This is a genomic window from Streptomyces sp. VTCC 41912 (assembly GCF_045799175.1).
GTDB classification, from domain to species: domain Bacteria; phylum Actinomycetota; class Actinomycetes; order Streptomycetales; family Streptomycetaceae; genus Streptomyces; species Streptomyces albulus_C.
In genome coordinates, this window is record NZ_JBJMAB010000001.1 from 614833 (window position 1) to 630999 (window position 16167).

Sequence of the window (16167 nt, forward strand, 5' to 3'; positions counted from 1 at the left end):
TTGCGGCCGACGGCGCGGCACGGCAGCGGCCGGGGGGGGGAGGAATGGTCCTCGCGGTCCCCCGGACCACGGCCGCCCCCTCCGCCTCAGCCGTGCGCCTCCCTCACCGTTCCTCCAGCACCCGCGAGGCGCCCACCGGGAGGTCCCACAGGTCCGACCGCGGACGGCCGGTCGCCGCCCACGCGGCCCGGATGCGGTGCAGCGGCTCCAGCGGGGGTTCGGCGGACAGCAGGAACGTCGACCAGTGCATCGGTGCCAGGACCCGTGCGCCCACGTCCTGGCAGGCTCGCACCGCCTCCTCCGGGTCGGTGTGCACCGGCCGCAGCATCCAGCGCGGGTCGTACGCCCCGATGGGCAACAGCGCCAGGTCGATGTCCCGGTAGCGGCGGCCGATCTCCTCGAACCAGTGGCCGTAGCCGGTGTCCCCCGCGAAGTGGACCCGCCGCCCGTCGGGGGCGGTGAGCACCCAGCCGCCCCACAGGGACCGGCAGGTGTCGGTCAGCGTCCGCTTGCTCCAGTGGTGCGCGGGCACGAAGTCGATCCGCACCGGGCCGTCCGGGCCCGGCAGTTCGACCGCCTCCCACCAGTCCAGGTCGGTGACCCGGGTGAAACCGCGCCGCCGGGCCCAGACCGCCAACCCCGCGGGAAGCAGCAACGGGACGTCACGCGGCAGCCGCTTCAGCGTCGGGGCGTCCAGGTGGTCGTAGTGGTTGTGGCTGATGACGACGGCGTCGACCGGCGGCAGGTCCTCCCAGCGGACCCCGACGGGGGTGACCCGGGCGGGCGTGCCGAGGATCTTCCGCGACCACACCGGGTCGGTGAGGACGGTCAGCCCGCCGATCCGGATGACCCAACTGGCGTGCCCGGCCCAGGTCAGCGCGAGGGTCGACGGTCCGACCCGCGGCATCGGGCCGGGCTCGAAGGGGAGTTGCTGGATCTGCCGGAGCATCTCGGGAGACGGGCGGAGCTTGCCCTCCCGCGCGATCCGGGCCAGCGCGCGGACGCCGGGCAGCGGCGCCGTCAACCGGTCGGTGAAGTCCCGGGGCCAGGTGCGCGGCTCGCCCAGGGGGCGCGGCTCGGCGAGCGGTGGCGGCGCGGTGGCCGGGAGCGCCACGGTGGCGGTGTGCCCGGCCGCGTCCACGGCCACGCCCCCGTGTCCGGTGCCGCCGGTGCCGCGGACGCCGCCGTGCGCGTCGTCGCCGTGCCGGTCGTCGGCACCCGCACGCGGCTCGGCGCGGGCGGGCTCGTCCAGGGAGCGCCCGGCGGGAGAACGCTCGGTCTGTTCGGTCATCTAGGGGCTCCATTCGATGGCCGGGCGGAACCGGAGTCACGAGGCGGCCGGGTGGGCCACGGTGCGCACGCGACGGCGGAGGGGGAACGGGAAGGACGGGGGAAGAGACAGGGAAAGAAGCGGGGAACGAAGCGCTCCGCGAGGCAGGCGAAGGCCGCGACGATGACGAGGGCTCAGGCTTGCCGGTCACGGGATCGGAACAGGAACCGAAACCGGAACCGGGCCGCGGGCGGGTGACGCAACGCCGCGCCCCCGGGGCGGCACCGGCCTCGCGCCACCGCCCCGGGCACTGCCGCGGCCACCGGCTCAGCGGTCCTCGCCCCCCTCCGCGTCCGGCCCCCGCACCGCGCCGGAGCCCCCCGCCGCCGGTGCCTCCCCGGCACGCGCCACTCCCGTGGAGCGGTGCGGCCGCCCCTGCGCCCCGCCCAGTGCGGCCAGCGTCCGCTCCAGGTCCCGCACCCCCGCCCGCACGTGCGGCAGCGTCAGGGGGTCCGCCGCGTCCAACGTCCGCTGGCGCAGCGCCATGTCGGCGCCGAGCAGCCCGTCCACCCCCAGCCGTACCCGCAGGGCCTCCGGGTCGTCCTCGAAACGGTGGCCGCCACGAGCCGCCCACGGCGCCAACTCCCTTTCCAGGTCCGCCGATCCGACGATCCCGCGGTCACCGAGCGGCCGCCGCAGCGGTTCGAGGTCGGCGTAGAGGTGACTGCCCGCGTGCGGCGGACGGCACAGCGCGCCGGCCCCCGCGAGTGCGCGGTGCAGCGCCCCGGTCAGCGCCCCGTACACCCGGGCGGCGACCGCGGTCCGTTCCCGCACGGCGTCGGGTTCACCGAGCGCGTGGGTGACCGCGTCGGCCAGCGGCCCGGGAAGGGGCGTGTGCAGCCGGGCGAGGGTCTGGCACACGGCGTCCCGGAGAACAGCGCCGCGGCGGGTGCCGGGGAAACGGGCCAGCGCGACGGGCCAGGAGACGGGCAGCAGCGCGGCCCGCAGATCGGTCAGCACCACGACTTCACCGGGCAGCATCTCGGCCGGGCTGAGCACCACGGTGTCGTGCGGATCGTGCAGCAGGTCCCGGCGCGACTCGTCACTGATGAGCCACAGCCCCTCCTCCGCCGCCGCCTCGCACACCTCGTGCAGTTGCTCCGGCGGCGGGCAGGTGCCGGTCGGGTCGTCAGCGACCGAGAGCACCAGGACGCGCGGCGTGTCACCGTGCATCCGGGCCCGCCGTACGGTCTCCAGCAGCGCGAACGGGTCCGGCAGCCCGCCCGATTCGGCCGGCACCGGCGTCACGTGGACCGGCCGGCCGAGCAGCCGGGCGGGCGGCGCGTACCACTCGGCGCACGGCCGCGTCAGCAGCACCGCGCCGTCCACCGCGGCGTACAGGGCGAGGAGCAGGGCGGCCGCCCCGGGCGCGGCGAGCACCCGGTCGGGCGGGGTGAACAGGCCGCGGCGCTCCCAGTAGCCGCAGGCGGCGGTGCGCAGCGGCGCGGAGCCACCGGGAGGTTCGGGGGCGGTGCGACCGGCGGCGGCGGCGAGGTGCGCGGCGAGTTCCGGGAGGACCGGCAGGCCCGCCGGCGGGGCCGGGTCCGGCTCCCGCTGCGGATCCGATGCGGTCCGCTGCATCCGTACCTCCACTCCCCGGCGGCCGGTCGATCGTGGGCCCATCACATGATGAACGGCCCCGACCACCTTCGCAGATCACGCGGGTGGCGACCGCGGACGACACGTCAACGGAGGGTGACCGCTGCCTCCTGAGCCGAACGGCGCCGTGACCGCGTCGAGACGGGGACGCAAGGGGGCGGCGTCGCGGCCGTACGGGAACGTTGTCGTGCGGGAACGTTCCGGCACGAGCTGGCCGGGCGGGTCCGTCCTCGTGCGGCGCCGCCGGGCCCGACCGGGCACCCGGCGGTTACAGCCGGTGCATCGCCACGGGCCGCCGAGGCGCCCGGCGCCCCCGGAGAGGGAACGGCCGGCTGCGCCCAAACGGGGCTGCCCACAGCCAGACGGGGCATCACCCGCCCCGCCGAGATGCACGCCCCGTCCGCCCTACGGCGCCTCGTACCGGTGCACGGTCACCACTTCCGCGACGGACCCCGGCGCGCTCCACTCCTGCCGCTCGGTGCCGCGCCGCACCCAGCCCCGCCGCTCGTACAGCGCGACCGCCGCGGAGTCGGAGGTCTTCACTTCCAGGACGAGCCGCACCCCGCGGTCCGCCGCCTCCGCCTCGACGGCAGCCAGCAACCGCGCGCCGAGACCACGGCCGCGCGCACCGGGCGAGACGTAGAGACGGCTGACCTCCCGCCCGCACAGCGCGGCATGGCCGAGCACCGCCCCGTCCGCCTCGGCGACCCAGGCGGCGGTCAACCCGTCAGGAGTGAGCCACCGCTGCGGCTCAGCGGGCCAGTGATGGGGATAACCGCTGTCCGCGTGCACGTCGGCGAGGACCGCGACGCAGTCATCGAGATCCGCATCGCACCGCCGTCGCACCACCTCCGGCGGCCCTCCCCCGTCGCCCGCCGCACCACCACGCGTCCCACTCATCGCCACTGCCCCCTGCTCATCCGTCCTCGGCCTCGACCCGGCCCCGTCTGCACCGCTCCCCGCCATCCTCACAGCCTCACCTCTGCGCCTCCACCTCCCCCCTCCCTCCCACCGCGCCAGCCATCCGAGCCCCGCAGAAAACATCCGCCCCAGACCCTGTGTCGGCCTCCCTCACCTCCCCCTCCCCTCCCTCCTCCCCTCCCCTCCCCTCCCTCGCACCGGCTCCCCGGCCTGCCCCGCCCCTCCCGGGGTACAGGTGACCCATGCGAACGCCAACGCTCCTCACCCACCTCGACCGGTGGGCCTTCGACCGGATCGCCACCCGCGAGTGGCCGGGCGCCCAGCGCGTCCTGCCCAAGCTGACCCGCAGCGCCAACCACGGACTCCTGTGGTTCGGCGTGGCGGCCGGAGCGGCAGCGCTCGGCGGGCGGCCCGCACGACGGGCCGCCGTGCGCGGCATCGCCTCGTTGGCCGTGGCCTCCGCAACGGTGAACACCCTCGGCAAGCGCTCCGTGCGCCGCGACAGACCGCTGCTGGACGTCGTCCCGGCGATGCGACGGCTCCAACGCCAGCCCTTCACCTCCTCGTTCCCGTCCGGGCACGCGGCCTCGGCGGCCGCCTTCGTCACCGGCGTCGCCTTCGAGAACAAGTGGTGGGGGCTGGCCCTCGCCCCGGTCGCCGCCTCCGTCGCCTTCTCCCGCGTCTACACGGGCGTGCACTATCCGGGCGACGTGGTGGCGGGGGCCGCGCTCGGCGTGGGCGCGGCCTTCGCGGTCCGCGGCTTCGCGCCGACCCGCGCCCAACTGGCCCCGCCCGCCCGACCGCGCGCCGAGGCGCCCGCGCTGCCCGGTGGGCGCGGACTGTTCGTGGTCGCGAACGCGGGCTCCGGCCAACGTTCCGGCCCGCGCCCCGACCGGGCCTCGGAGGTCCACGGGGTCCTCCCGCACGCCGAGGTCGTGGTCTGCGGCGACCCGGACGGGCCACCGCTGGACAAGGCCCTGGAGGAAGCCGCCGAACAGGCCAAGGCGCGCGGCGGTGCCCTCGGGGTGCTGGGCGGCGACGGCACCGTCAACGCGGCGGCCACGGTCGCGGTGCGGCACGGCCTGCCACTCGCCGTCCTGCCCGGCGGCACCCTCAACCACTTCGCCTACGACCTCGGCATCGAGACCTACGCGGAGGCGGCACGCGCCGTGGAGACCGGCGAGGCCGTCGCGGTGGACGTGGCGCGCTTCCGGGCCGGACCGCACCAGGAGGGCCAACACTTCCTCAACACCTTCTCCATCGGCGCGTATCCGGAACTGGTACGGATCCGGGAGCGGTGGGCGCACCGCATCGGCGCCTGGCCCGCCGGCGTCCTCGCCGCGTGGAAGGTGCTGCGCACCGCCGCACCGCTGGACGTGGAGATCAACGGCGAACGACGCTCGGTCTGGCTGCTGTTCGTCGGCAACTGCCAGTACCGCGGCCTGGGCACCGCACCGGTCCGCCGTCACGACCTCGCCGACGGCGTGCTCGACGTCCGGGTGGTGCACGGCGGCCGACTGGCCCGCACCCGGCTCCTCGCCGCCGCCCTCCTCGGCACTCCACGCAGTTCCCCGGTCCTGGGCGAGGCCCGCCTCCCCCGACTGCGGATCGGCGGCCTCCCGGACGACGTCCCGCTCGCCTTCGACGGCGAAGTGACCACGGTGAACGGCGAGTTGGCCCTGGAGAAGAAGAACGAGGCCCTCACCGTCTACCGCCTCCTTCCCGCCTGAACCACACGTTTCGCCTCACCTACGGCCGGCCGGCCTGCTTGCCGGCCGGCCTCGGCCCGTCTCGGCCCGTCTCGGCCCGCCTTGGCCCGCCTTGACCCGTCTCGGAGGCGGTTGACGCTCCGGCTCTTGCCCCGGGGGCCCCCCGCCCCCGGGGCCCCGCCCCCTCCCCACCCACACCCCTCCCCACCCACACCCCTCCCCCAACACCCCACCCCGCTCCTCCACGCGCCCCATCCCGCCCTGAGTGCACCTCCTCCCCGCACCGTGATCCCCGCTCCTCGCCCCTCACTCCACCCACTCGCGCACCCACTCGCGCCCCCATCGGCGTCCACATCGCGTCCAGATTGCAAGACGCCACTCTCGCGATACGAGACACCCGCGTACGGTGTGAGGGCAGCACACCACGGGGCTTCCGCACCCGGTCGTGGCCCGTCACGGCCGCGTGCGACAGCCCCCCGATGCCCGCGAAGGAGCCGTCCATGCCGCAGGAATCCGCCGTCTACACCCACGGCCACCACGAGTCCGTACTGCGCTCGCACACCTGGCGCACCGCCGCCAACTCGGCTGCCTACCTGCTGGATTCACTGCGCCCGCACATGCAGGTCCTGGACATCGGTTGCGGCCCCGGCACCATCACCGCCGACCTGGCCGGCCTGGTGCCGGACGGCCACGTCACCGGCCTGGAGCACGCACCCGCCGTCCTGGAGCAGGCCCGCGCCACGGCCGCCGCCCGCGGAGTGGAGAACATCCGCTTCGCGGTCGGCGACGTCCACGCACTGGACTTCCCCGACGACACCTTCTGCATGACGCACGCCCACCAAGTGCTGCAGCACGTGGGCGATCCCGTGCAGGCGCTGCGCGAGATGCGTCGCGTCACCAAGCCCGGCGGCGTCGTCGCCGTGCGCGACTCGGACTACGCCACCATGACCTGGTATCCGGAAGTCAAGCGCATGAAGGGGTGGTTGGACCTGTACCGGCGGGTGGCGCGCGCCAACGGCGGCGAGCCGGACGCCGGACGCCGACTGCACGCCTGGGCGCGCCAGGCCGGCTTCCCGCCGGGGAACATCACCGCGTCCGCGAGCACCTGGTGCTACCGGACCCCGGAGGAGCGGGTCTGGTGGTCGGAGCTGTGGGCGGACCGTACGGTCGCCTCCTCCTACGCCAAGCTGGCGGTTGACGGCGGGCACGCCACCACCGAGGAACTGTCCCGCATCGCCGCGGCGTGGCGGGAGTGGGGAGCCCAGGAGGACGGGTGGTTCGCGATGCTGCACGGCGAGGTGCTGTGCCGGGTGTGACGTAGCGTCAGCCTCGTCTCGCCGTCACGTCGCCTCCACTGCGTCGGCACGGCGTGGTCACACCGCGACCTGGGGTTAGCGCAGCCGCGGGGAGCCCAACTAGGCTGATCCATATGGACATTCTGGGGACCTCACTTCGGGTATGTGTCGGCGACCTCGATGCCGCGGTCGCGACGTACGAACGGTTGACCGGCGCCGAGGCGATCCGCTTCCAACGCGGTGGGGTGGCGGTCGCGGCGGTCGGGTGCTTCTTCCTGATGAGCGGTCCGGAAGCGGAACTGTCGGTGCTGCGCAAGATCGCCGCGACCATCGCCGTGCAGGATGTGGACGTGGCGGTCGCCGATCTCACCGCGGTCGGCGCGGACATCATCGCCGGGCCGCTGGCCACCCCCATCGGCCGCAACCTGATCGCCCGTCATCCGGACGGTTCTGTCTTCGAGTACGTCGACCGCAGCCAGGGCGCCTAGGCGGCGTCGCGCTCCGCGCGGCGTCGCCCGTCGCGCCCTCGCCTCCCGTGCTTTCCGTTCGGTGGTGCCCCGGTGGATCTCGCCGCCGAGGTGATCGCGCCCGCACGTCCGTCACACCTCCAGGACGATCTTGCCGCGGGTGCGGCCGGCCATGCTGAGCCGGAACGCCTCGGCGGCTTCCGGCAGGGGAAGCACCGCGTCGACCGGCACGGTCAGCTTTCCCGCGTCGGCGAGGATGGCCAGTGCGGTCAGGTCGGCGCTGTCCGGTCTGACCCACACCATGTGCCCGCCCTTCGCCCGGACCTCGCCGTCGGCGATCGACACGACGCGGCTCGGCTCCTTGAGCAGGGCCCGGGAGACGTCGACGGCCCCGCCGCCGACGAAGTCCAGTGCCACGTCGACACCTTGGGGCGCCAGGTCGCGGACCCGGTCCGCGAGGCCGTCGCCGTAGGTGACGGGTTCGGCGCCCAGGGAGCGGAGAAAGTCGTGGTTGCGCTCGCTGGCGGTGCCGATCACGCGGGCCCCCTCGGCGACGGCGATCTGCACGGCGAGTGAGCCGACCCCGCCGGCGGCGGCGTGCACCAGCACCAGGTCGCCCGCTCTGGTCCGGGCCCGCTTGAGCGACTGATAGGCCGTCAGCCCCGCCAGGGGCAGACCGGCGGCCTGGTGCCAGTTGAGCGAGTCGGGCTTGCGGGCCAGGGTGCGCACCGGCGCGGCGACGAGTTCGGCGTAGGTGCCGTGTTGTACCTCGTCCTTGCGGACGTAGCCGATGACTTCGTCGCCGACCGCGTACTCGGAGGCGTCGGCGCCCACGGCCTCGACCACTCCCGCGACGTCCCAGCCGGGGATGAGGGGGAAATGGACGTGCATGATGCCGTCGAGGTGGCCGGCGACGATCTTCCAGTCGACCGGATTGACGCCGGCGGCCTTCACTCGGATCAGCACCGAGTCGGGTCCGACCTTGGGTTCGGGTTGCTCGGAGTGGGTGAGGACCTCGGGTCCGCCGTAACTGTTCGTGGTGATTGCCTTCATGACCGTCACAACGCGTGACGATCGGCGGGGATTCCGGAGTCCGGCGCTCTTTCCCAAGTGGCATATGCCAACGCGGAAACGGGGCGGGCTCCCGGCGGGACGGCCCGCCGGGAGTCCCACGCCGCTCCGCTACGCCGGATCCGTCGGGCGCATCCGGAACTCGTACCGTTCGGGCAGCGGATGCTCCGCCCTGGCCCGTTCCGCGGCCTCCGCGGTCACCGGACCGTCCGCCACGACCAGTCGTTCGGCGATGGCGTACCAGATGTCGCTCAGCACCTCCGCGCCCTCCTGCAGGTCGGCGATCTCGAAGCCCTCGTCGAAGACCTCCCGGGCCGCCCGCGGCTGCCCCTGGGCGAGCAGGACCTGCGCCGTCAGCAGCCGGAAGCGGCCGCCGGCACGCTCGGCCGGGCGCAGTGCCGCCAGCATCGCCGCGGCCCCGTCGGCCCGTTCCGCCGCGAGCAGCGCGGGGATCGCCGTGCGGGCGAGGGCCGGCAAGGTCTCCCGCCAGACCCGGGCGGTCGCCGGATCGTCGGACGCGGCCGACCTGGTGGCGCAGGCGAACGCCTCGGTGAAGCGGTCGGCGGCGTGCGCGGCTTCGCCCGCCGCGGACTCGGCGACGGCCAGGCAGTACAGCGGAAGGCAGCCGGCGCCGTGGGCCAGGGCGCGTTCCCAGCTGCGGACGGCCTGCGCGCGGTCGCCGGCGTGCCACTGGGCGAGTCCGAGGTGGTACTCGGCGGCCGCACCGGGACGGGCGGATTCCAGGAGGTCGCGCCAGGCCGGGGAGACCAGCGCGGGTCCGGGGAGCGGGGCGGTGGGCAGTTCCCCGGTCCTGAGCAGGGTCAGCCAGGGCTGCTGCGCGGCGCTCAGCGTGGCCGGGTCGAAGGGCGTGCCGGGGAGGTCCAGGCCCGCCCGGGCCGTTTCGAGGGCGCCCCAGCCGGAGCCGGTGGCGAGGTGTTCCTTGGGTTCCTGGTCGGCGTGGGGGAGCCAGGCGGCGTACGCGGCGTCGACGTCGGCCCGCGGCAGGACTTCGGACAGTCGGGTCTCGACGGCGTCGCGCGCCGCCGCCCAGTCGGTGCTGTGCACCGCCGACGGGTCGGCGCTCAGCGGTCCGTACGCCTCCAGCCAGGTGAATTGACCGCCGGCTTCGAGTGGGACGTGCTCCAGTTGGGTGCGGGCGAGGCCGGCCTGGATCTCCGCGTAGCCGGCGGTGCCGGGCTCGGTGAGCCAGCGCTGCCAGCGGCGGCCGGCCCGGCCGGATCCCCACAGGAAGAGCTTGCGGCCGGACAGGGTGGCGGTGGAGGTCTGCACCAGGCCGTGGCCGTCGCGGTCGAGGGAGGCGATCCAGGGGCGCGCGCCCTGGGGCAGGTCGTAGAAGTAGTCGGCGGGGAACTCGCTGCGCAGCGGGTAGGTGCGGTCGGCCCCGTCGGACTCCGGCACCGGGACGTGGCGCAGGGTGCGTTGGTATCCGAAGTGCCAGGCGGCTTCGGCGGGGGCCAGTACGCGGGTGTGCGCGTCTTCGGGTACGGCGGTGTTGGACCACCAGTAAGCCGGGGCGGTGTGGTGGTGGGGATTGCGGATGCGCACGCCGACGTAGAGGAACTCGGCGTCGTCGGGCAGCCACAGGTCGACCTGGAAGGGCAGGTCGCGCAGGCGTTCCCACTCCCACAGGCGCAGCATCGTCCCGCCGTCGGGTGCGGGTACCCGGGCGGCGTGCAGGGGGGCGCAGGAGAGGGTGGTGTGGCCGGTGGCGCCGACGTTCCATTCGATGCCGCCGGAGAACCACGCCCCGTTGAGGGCGAAGGCGGCGGGCTGCACCACCGGGTTGCGGTAGAGGAGTTCGCGGTCGGTGGGCTTGTGGTGGAGGGAGTGCACCCGGCCGCCGAGTCCGGGGAGGACGATGGCACGCAACCGGTCGTTCTCGATCACCAGTGCGTCGATGTCGGTCAGGTGGCGCTCCCGGCCGTAACCGTCCCGCATTTGGGTGGGCAGGATCGAGCGCAGCGGTGCGTAGCCGGTCTGCCGTGCCATGTCGGCGGGCAGCCCGGCGTCCTGGGGGATCTCGACGCGGTGCGCGTCGCCGACCCCGTGCAGTGCGGGCAGCGGGTTGTCCGGGCCGAGGGCGGCCATGGGGAGGGTGAGGGTGGTGCGGTGCACGCTGGTGGCCACGGCTGCCTCGCAAGGTCGGACCGGACCACCTCGGCTCTGGCGGCCCCTTGTTGACCATGGAACAACGTGACGGCCCGTCTGAACAGGGCTGCTGTTGGCCAGCTGGGGTCAGGGTTGCGCAAAAACGTCCGTCAGGAGGTCGGCAAGCAGGACCGCCCCGGAGCCGTCGGGGTCGCGGTCCGGGTCGTAGATCGCCACGGTCACGCCCACGCAGCGCGGGGAGGCGGCCAACGGGGCGAGCAGCGAACGGAGTTCCTCGGTGAACAGGCCGCCGGGGTCGGGGCTGTCCACCGCGGGCATGACGGTGGGGTCCAGCACATCCGCGTCCAGGTGGATCCAGAAGCCGTCCAGTGGGGAGTTCTGCAGGTGGCGCAGTGCCTCCCGGGCGACCGCTTCCGGCCCGTGCCGCCGGATCCCGCCGACGTTGGTGCAACTGATACCGAGTCCGGCCAGCTCGGGTTGGTCCACGTCCGCGTCGCGGACCCCCAGGAGGCACACGTCCTCGTCGCGGACGTACGGGCGCAGCCCCTCGATGTCCGTCAGCTCGGCCTGGCCGCGCCCGGTGATCTGTGCGACGCCCTCGCCGGCGGCGGCGCCCACCGGGCCGGCCACCGCGGTGTTGTCGGGGTGCCGGAAGTCACCGTGCCCGTCCAGGTAGGCGACGCCGTACCGGCCCAGTCGCCGCAGGGCGAGCACCGCGCCGAGCAGGATGCTGCAGTCGCCGCCGAGGACGACGGGGAAGTCGCCGCTGCGCACGTGGCCCTGCACCCGGCGGGCGAGTCGCGCGCTGTACGAGGCGATCGCCGGGGCGTGGAAGTCCCCGTCCCCCTCGCGCCAGTCCCCCAGGCCGTAGCGGGGCGGCACCACCACGCCGCCCTCCAGGGCGCCGAGCCGTCGCAGCAGTCCCTGTTCCCGCAGCGCCCCGGCGAGCTTGTAGCAGCCGGGCACCACACCGGGGGCGGGCGGTCGCAGTCCCAGGTTGGACGGAGCATCGATCAACACGTTCCGGCGCATGCGGCGATCGTAACGGGCGGCGTACAAACGGCCGGTCGTTGCAGGGGGTTGCACGGTAATTGCCGGGCGGCGCGGGGCCGGTGCGGCATAGCCTCTACTGCTGCACACGAGGAACGTCGAGCAGAACGGAAGCGGTGGAGATGGCCACGCAGCACACCTACCGAGTGATCGTCCGCGGCAAGTGGGACCAGCTCACGGAGGAGGCCCGGGCGACGCTGCTCGCCGAGGTCGAGGACCACGGGCTCGCGCAGATGCAGTTCACCGCCGAGGGCTCGCTGGCCTACGACGCCGCGCTGCACGCCTTCAGTTACCGCTTCGTCATCGTCTCGGACGCCGAGTACGGCGAGGAGATGGCCGCCGCGCTCGGGGAGGAGAAGGCGGAGGCCGCGCTGCGGGCGGCGGGGCTGGGCCATCGGGAGCTGCGGTCCACCGCGACCGACATGGACACGATGAAGATCAACCGCAAGGGCCGCCAGGGGCACTAGGGGCGCTCCCGTTGGAGGGCGTCGCGTGGGGGTGCGTCACTTCCCCGGCTCGTCGGGGCGCGGCTCGTTGAAGCGGAGCCGGTTGCCGAAGGGGTCGATCAGGGTGAGACCGGTGCCGAACTCGTCCTCCTCCAGGCCGGGCCGCAGGTAGGGGTAGTCCTTGGCGGTCAGTTCGGCGTGCAGGGCCCGCACGCCGGTCAGCTCGACGTAGACGGTGGAGCCGGGCGTGGCGTCGCCGTGGTGCTCGGAGAGGTGCAGCACCAGGCCGCTGCGGGAGACCTGGGTGTAGAGCGGCATGTCGGGTGCGAAGCGGTGTTCCCAGTCGATGGTGCAGCCGAGGTAGTCGACGTAGAAGTCGTGCGCCTTGGCCACGTCGAAGATCCGGAAGATCGGTACGGCGCGCCGGACGACGACGTCCCCCGCGCCCTTGGAATCGTTCACTCCGCCTCGCCGCCTCTCCGGACGTCCCGGTCCGCCCGGTCGCCCTCCTGGACCGCCCGGTCCGCCGGGTCCTTCCGGTCCGTCTGGTCGTCTGCGTCCTCAGGGACCATCTCACGGGTGACGGCCCAGCGCTCGTGGTCGCGCCAGGCGCCGTCGACGAAGAGGAAGTCCGGGGAGAACCCCTCCAGGCGGAAGCCCGCGCGCTCGACCAGGGAGATCGACTGTCTGTTGGTCGGCTGGATGTTGGCCTCCAGGCGGTGCAGCCCCAGGTGGTCGAAGGCATACCGGAGCACCAGCCGCAGGCCCTCGCTCATCAGGCCGCGGCCGGCGGCGGGCGCGAAGGCGCCGTAGCCGATGGCGCCGCTGCGGAAGGCGCCGTGCACGATGTTGTTGATCGTGAGGTAGCCCGCGATCCGGCCGCTGTCGTGCTCGCAGATCAAGAAGCCCTCCCGGAGCGGCTCCTGGAGCCGCGCCAGGTAGCCGTCGAACGCGGCGTCGTCGTCCGGCGGGAAGAGCCAGGGCCGGTGCAGGTCGGCGCTCTGCCGGCTGAGCGCGGTGAACTCCGCCCGGTCCGCGGCGGTGAAGTGCCGGATGCCCGCCCGGGGGCCACGTGCGAGATAGCGGTCGGTGCTCGTCATCCGCAGATCGTACGAGGGGCGGCGAGACTGGACCAACCGCGTTCTTCCGCCTGGTGACCGGCCGTCCCGTGGCCTACGGGCGGACCGCTACCCGCTCGTAGGCCCCGGCGTCGGTACGGCTGGTCGGGGCCGGTGTACGGGGACGGGTGCGGGTACGGGTGCGGTCAGGGCCCTATGGGCGTGCGGCGGGGCGCCAGGCGGGCGCATCGGTACCCCAACGGCCGGGCGGTGTGCTCCAGTTGGTCGGGCCTCCGGCGAAGGACACCGGAGGCAGCGCGTGCCGCAGCCGCCCTACGGGACTGCGGGTTTCCCTGAGGTGGCGGGCGGGGTCGTGGCCGGTAGCGGCCGTCGGGTCCGTGGTGCCCTCGGGGCCGGCCGGCTCGGGCTCGTCCGGGAGGTCCTCGATGAGCCAGCGCGCCGTACGGGCGAGGGCCAGCGTCGCGAGGCGTGAGCCGCCCGTCCGGGACTGCTCGGTCAGTGCCCGCAGGACCGCCGCGGCCAGCAGGTAGCCGGTGCCGTGGTCCAGTGCCTGCGCGGGCAGTGCGCCCGGGGTGCCGTCGGCGCTCGCTTCGACCGCGGCGATGCCGGTCGCGACCTGCACGAGGCTGTCGAATCCGCGGCGGTCGCCCCAGGGGCCGTCGTCGCCCCAGGCGGAGAGGCGGGCCACGACCAGGCCGGGGCGGCGCTCGGCGAGGGCTTCGGGGGCGAGCCCGAGGCGGTCCAGGGCGCCGGGGCGGTAGCCGGTGACCACGACGTCGGCCTCCGCCAACAGTGCCTCGAAGGACATGCGGCCGCCGCGCGAGCCCAGGTCGAGGGTGGTGGAGCGCTTGCCGAAGCCGGTGTCGCAGTGGGCGTCCTGGCTCTCCGGCAGCTGCGGGGCGTCGATGCGGAGGACGTCGGCCCCGAGGAGGGCGAGGGTGCGGGTGGCCACCGGGCCGGCGATCACCCGGGTCAGGTCCAGCACCCGCAGCCCGGCGGCGGGCAGCAGGGGGTCACCGGCGCGGGCCGGCAGGGGGCGCGGTGGGGCGTCGGCGCCGAGGGCCGCCCGGGTCACCAGGGGGTGGCGGGCGACGGCGGCGCCCTGTTCGTGGGCGGACCACTCCTCGGGGGTGCGGGCGGCGACGGCCAGGCCGCCCGCCGCGTGGACGGCCTCTTGGAGGTCTTCGCAGCGGCGTGCGGCGATGGCGGCCTCGGCGTCCGCGGGCGTCGCGGTGCCGGACAGGCCCAGGGCGTCGAGCAAACGGGTGCGGTGGTGGGGGTAGTTGGCGTGGGTGCGCAGCCAGCCGTCCGTGGTGCGCCAGAAGCGGGAGAGCGGTGCGAAGGAGGTCGGGGCGCGGCCGTCGATCCGGAGGTGCCGTTCGCTGACGAAGGCGGTGGCCACGGCGCCGTCGTCGACCCGTACGGCGGGCAGCGGGACGTCGTCGCGCCGGGCGGCCAGTTCGGCCGCGGCGAGCGCGCAGACGGCCACCGTGGAGCGGGCCAGGGCCATGACCGGGAGGCGGGCCGCGAGCAGGCCGGGCGGGCCGTCGTAGGAGATCCGCGCCGTGAGCCCGGGGGCGCCGCCGAGCGCCGCCCATGCCTGGTCCGTGCCGGCGGTCCGCCGTCGCGTGTCGTCTCGTTGCACCATGAACCGAGTCTGGCACTGAGTGCCATCCTTGACCAGTAGGTGGGGGCGTCCGTGAGGCGCCTACGGATGGTGCGTCCACCAGCGCTCCCCCGCGGTGGGCGCGGACAGTGCCACCTCGCGGTGGGCCCTGCGCAGCACGCCGCGGGCGGCGAAGGGGTGGAGCCGGCGTAGCGCGGCCCGGTGGAGCCGTCCGCCGCGGTGGTGGATGCGGACCACCGTGCCGAGGGTGATGTGGTCGTCGGTGACCAGCAGGGACGCGCGGAAGTCGAGGTGTCCGGCGTCCTTGCCGAACAGCGTCTCGCCACCCCGCCGGGCGAGGACGGGGAACGGGGCCCGGCGCAACGCCCGCTGTCACGCGTCCGGTTCGCGCGGCATGCCGGGGCGCAGCGGCACCTGCCAGGCACCGTGGAAGTCCACGCGCGAGAAGGCACTGCGTGCCAGGGTCGCGCCCGCCGGGAGGGGTACGGCCGTCGAGCGGTCCCATCGGAGGCGGTTGAGCAGTTGCGCGCGGGGTGGGCGGCTGCGGGGGGCGTGGACGGTGCGGACACGGGCGTCGCGGATCGTGCGCACGGAGCACCTCCATACGGTGGCGTATGTTTTTACCGTACGGTAGCGTATGGTCATGGTGCGAGAGCGGACGAAGGGGACCGGCGGCGCCGCCGCACGGCAGCGACTGACCGTGCAGGACTGGGCGGACGCGGCACTGGCGGCCATGGGGGAAGGGGGCCTCTCCGCGGTCGCCGTCGAGCCGCTGGCGGCCCGGTTGGGCACCACGAAGGGCAGCTTCTACTGGCACTTCGCCAACCGCGACGCCTTGATCGAGGCCGCCCTGGACCGCTGGGCACAAGCCCGCACCGAAGCGGCGATCGCCGAGCTGGCCGACGAGCCCGACCCGGGCGCACGGCTCCGCCGCCTGTTCCTGCGGGCCACCCGCCGGGCCGCCGAGGATCCGCTGGAGGTCTCCTTGCTGGCCTCCGCGGGCGATCCACGGGTGTCGTCCGTGCTCGCCCGGGTGACCGACCGCCGGATCGGCCACATCGCCGACCTTTTCGTCGAGTTGGGCTTCCCCGAGGACGAGGCGCACCGCCGCGGCCTGCTCGCGTACACCGCCTACCTGGGGCACACCCAGCTGAGCCACTCGGTCCCCCGCTCCCTGCCGGACGGCCCCGCCCGCGAGCGCCACCTGGACGCGGTGCTGGAGACCCTGCTGCATCCGACGGGAACCTCCGGGGCCGATCCGGACGTTCGACCATCGGACCCGCCGCGCCGGGCGGCGGACGCCACCGCCGAGAGGGGGTGAAGGCACCGACCGGACGCAATTGCGGGACCGCCATCCCCTGTGCCGGACGGCGGGCGGGCAGGGGTGACCGGCACCCGCCCCCACGGAGAGCAGCGCGGCGCGCACGACTCGTCCCGCGGCAG

16 protein-coding genes are annotated in these 16167 nt (G+C 74.6%); 5 read left to right on the plus strand and 11 right to left on the minus strand.

Going from position 1 to position 16167, the window contains the following annotated elements:
* Positions 1-103: 103 nt before the first annotated feature.
* The 3 genes from ACJ6WD_RS02810 to ACJ6WD_RS02820 all read right to left on the minus strand — a co-directional run bounded on the left by ACJ6WD_RS02810 (position 104) and on the right by ACJ6WD_RS02820 (position 3778).
* Complete coding sequence (locus ACJ6WD_RS02810; protein ID WP_331249633.1) at positions 104-1291, minus strand: MBL fold metallo-hydrolase; 1188 nt, start codon at positions 1289-1291, stop codon at positions 104-106.
* Positions 1292-1597: 306 nt separating this feature from the next.
* Positions 1598-2911, minus strand: coding sequence for an aminotransferase class I/II-fold pyridoxal phosphate-dependent enzyme (locus ACJ6WD_RS02815; protein ID WP_407615068.1), 1314 nt, complete (start codon positions 2909-2911; stop codon positions 1598-1600).
* Between the two features lie 423 nt (positions 2912-3334).
* Positions 3335-3778, minus strand: a complete 444-nt coding sequence (locus ACJ6WD_RS02820; RefSeq protein WP_407615069.1) for a GNAT family N-acetyltransferase — start codon at positions 3776-3778, stop codon at positions 3335-3337.
* Positions 3779-4092: 314 nt separating this feature from the next.
* Between ACJ6WD_RS02820 and ACJ6WD_RS02825 the strand changes: the two genes are divergently transcribed.
* The 3 genes from ACJ6WD_RS02825 to ACJ6WD_RS02835 all read left to right on the plus strand — a co-directional run bounded on the left by ACJ6WD_RS02825 (position 4093) and on the right by ACJ6WD_RS02835 (position 7342).
* The gene (locus ACJ6WD_RS02825) at positions 4093-5580 is read left to right on the plus strand and encodes a bifunctional phosphatase PAP2/diacylglycerol kinase family protein (RefSeq protein WP_233660600.1); all 1488 of its coding nucleotides are present in this window, start codon (positions 4093-4095) and stop codon (positions 5578-5580) included.
* Positions 5581-6059: 479 nt separating this feature from the next.
* Entirely contained in the window at positions 6060-6875 is an 816-nt protein-coding gene (locus tag ACJ6WD_RS02830; RefSeq protein WP_407615070.1) for a methyltransferase domain-containing protein, read from the plus strand.
* Between the two features lie 113 nt (positions 6876-6988).
* Positions 6989-7342, plus strand: coding sequence for a VOC family protein (locus ACJ6WD_RS02835; protein ID WP_233660602.1), 354 nt, complete (start codon positions 6989-6991; stop codon positions 7340-7342).
* 111 nt (positions 7343-7453) lie between these two features.
* Here the strand turns inward: ACJ6WD_RS02835 and ACJ6WD_RS02840 are convergent, their stop codons facing one another.
* The 3 genes from ACJ6WD_RS02840 to ACJ6WD_RS02850 form a co-directional block, all read right to left on the minus strand.
* The gene (locus ACJ6WD_RS02840; RefSeq protein WP_233660603.1) at positions 7454-8374 is read right to left on the minus strand and encodes an NADP-dependent oxidoreductase; all 921 of its coding nucleotides are present in this window, start codon (positions 8372-8374) and stop codon (positions 7454-7456) included.
* A gap of 129 nt (positions 8375-8503) precedes the next feature.
* The gene (locus tag ACJ6WD_RS02845; protein ID WP_407615071.1) at positions 8504-10540 is read right to left on the minus strand and encodes a DUF5107 domain-containing protein; all 2037 of its coding nucleotides are present in this window, start codon (positions 10538-10540) and stop codon (positions 8504-8506) included.
* Between the two features lie 108 nt (positions 10541-10648).
* On the minus strand, positions 10649-11554 hold the full coding sequence (locus ACJ6WD_RS02850) for an arginase family protein (protein WP_038526803.1): 906 nt from the start codon (positions 11552-11554) through the stop codon (positions 10649-10651).
* A gap of 140 nt (positions 11555-11694) precedes the next feature.
* Here ACJ6WD_RS02850 and ACJ6WD_RS02855 point away from each other — a divergent pair, with 140 nt between their 5' ends.
* On the plus strand, positions 11695-12039 hold the full coding sequence (locus tag ACJ6WD_RS02855; protein ID WP_233660607.1) for a DUF6204 family protein: 345 nt from the start codon (positions 11695-11697) through the stop codon (positions 12037-12039).
* A 36-nt stretch (positions 12040-12075) separates the two neighbouring features.
* On the opposite strand, the gene ACJ6WD_RS02860 is transcribed toward ACJ6WD_RS02855, so the two are convergent.
* The 5 genes from ACJ6WD_RS02860 to ACJ6WD_RS02880 form a co-directional block, all read right to left on the minus strand.
* On the minus strand, positions 12076-12480 hold the full coding sequence (locus tag ACJ6WD_RS02860) for a glyoxalase superfamily protein (RefSeq protein WP_016573265.1): 405 nt from the start codon (positions 12478-12480) through the stop codon (positions 12076-12078).
* Positions 12477-13118 carry a GNAT family N-acetyltransferase gene (locus ACJ6WD_RS02865; RefSeq protein WP_407615072.1) on the minus strand — a complete coding sequence of 214 codons (642 nt, stop codon included), beginning with the start codon at positions 13116-13118 and terminating at the stop codon, positions 12477-12479. Before ACJ6WD_RS02865 ends, ACJ6WD_RS02860 begins: the two co-directional genes overlap by 4 nt.
* 172 nt (positions 13119-13290) lie before the next feature.
* Positions 13291-14745, minus strand: a complete 1455-nt coding sequence (locus ACJ6WD_RS02870) for a CoA transferase (protein WP_407615073.1) — start codon at positions 14743-14745, stop codon at positions 13291-13293.
* A gap of 60 nt (positions 14746-14805) precedes the next feature.
* Positions 14806-15087: a hypothetical protein gene (locus tag ACJ6WD_RS02875; RefSeq protein WP_407615074.1), complete on the minus strand. Its 282-nt coding sequence runs from the start codon at positions 15085-15087 to the stop codon at positions 14806-14808.
* Positions 15088-15096: 9 nt separating this feature from the next.
* Positions 15097-15315 (minus strand): hypothetical protein, encoded by a 219-nt coding sequence (locus ACJ6WD_RS02880; protein WP_407615075.1) that lies wholly within the window; start codon positions 15313-15315, stop codon positions 15097-15099.
* Positions 15316-15361: 46 nt separating this feature from the next.
* On the opposite strand from ACJ6WD_RS02880, the gene ACJ6WD_RS02885 reads away from it, so the two are divergent.
* Positions 15362-16045: a TetR/AcrR family transcriptional regulator gene (locus ACJ6WD_RS02885; protein WP_407615076.1), complete on the plus strand. Its 684-nt coding sequence runs from the start codon at positions 15362-15364 to the stop codon at positions 16043-16045.
* Positions 16046-16167: the final 122 nt, after the last annotated feature.

Excerpts from the sequence above, each read along its gene's own strand:
- ACJ6WD_RS02830 (WP_407615070.1), top strand. The coding sequence starts at position 6,060 with ATGCCGCAGGAATCCGCCGTCTACACCCACGGCCACCACGAGTCCGTA.
- ACJ6WD_RS02840 (WP_233660603.1), bottom strand. The coding sequence starts at position 8,374 with ATGAAGGCAATCACCACGAACAGTTACGGCGGACCCGAGGTCCTCACC.
- ACJ6WD_RS02810 (WP_331249633.1), bottom strand. The coding sequence starts at position 1,291 with ATGACCGAACAGACCGAGCGTTCTCCCGCCGGGCGCTCCCTGGACGAG.
- ACJ6WD_RS02825 (WP_233660600.1), top strand. The coding sequence starts at position 4,093 with ATGCGAACGCCAACGCTCCTCACCCACCTCGACCGGTGGGCCTTCGAC.
- ACJ6WD_RS02815 (WP_407615068.1), bottom strand. The coding sequence starts at position 2,911 with ATGCAGCGGACCGCATCGGATCCGCAGCGGGAGCCGGACCCGGCCCCG.
- ACJ6WD_RS02865 (WP_407615072.1), bottom strand. The coding sequence starts at position 13,118 with ATGACGAGCACCGACCGCTATCTCGCACGTGGCCCCCGGGCGGGCATC.
- ACJ6WD_RS02855 (WP_233660607.1), top strand. The coding sequence starts at position 11,695 with ATGGCCACGCAGCACACCTACCGAGTGATCGTCCGCGGCAAGTGGGAC.
- ACJ6WD_RS02850 (WP_038526803.1), bottom strand. The coding sequence starts at position 11,554 with ATGCGCCGGAACGTGTTGATCGATGCTCCGTCCAACCTGGGACTGCGA.
- ACJ6WD_RS02835 (WP_233660602.1), top strand. The coding sequence starts at position 6,989 with ATGGACATTCTGGGGACCTCACTTCGGGTATGTGTCGGCGACCTCGAT.
- ACJ6WD_RS02870 (WP_407615073.1), bottom strand. The coding sequence starts at position 14,745 with ATGGTGCAACGAGACGACACGCGACGGCGGACCGCCGGCACGGACCAG.
- ACJ6WD_RS02885 (WP_407615076.1), top strand. The coding sequence starts at position 15,362 with ATGGTCATGGTGCGAGAGCGGACGAAGGGGACCGGCGGCGCCGCCGCA.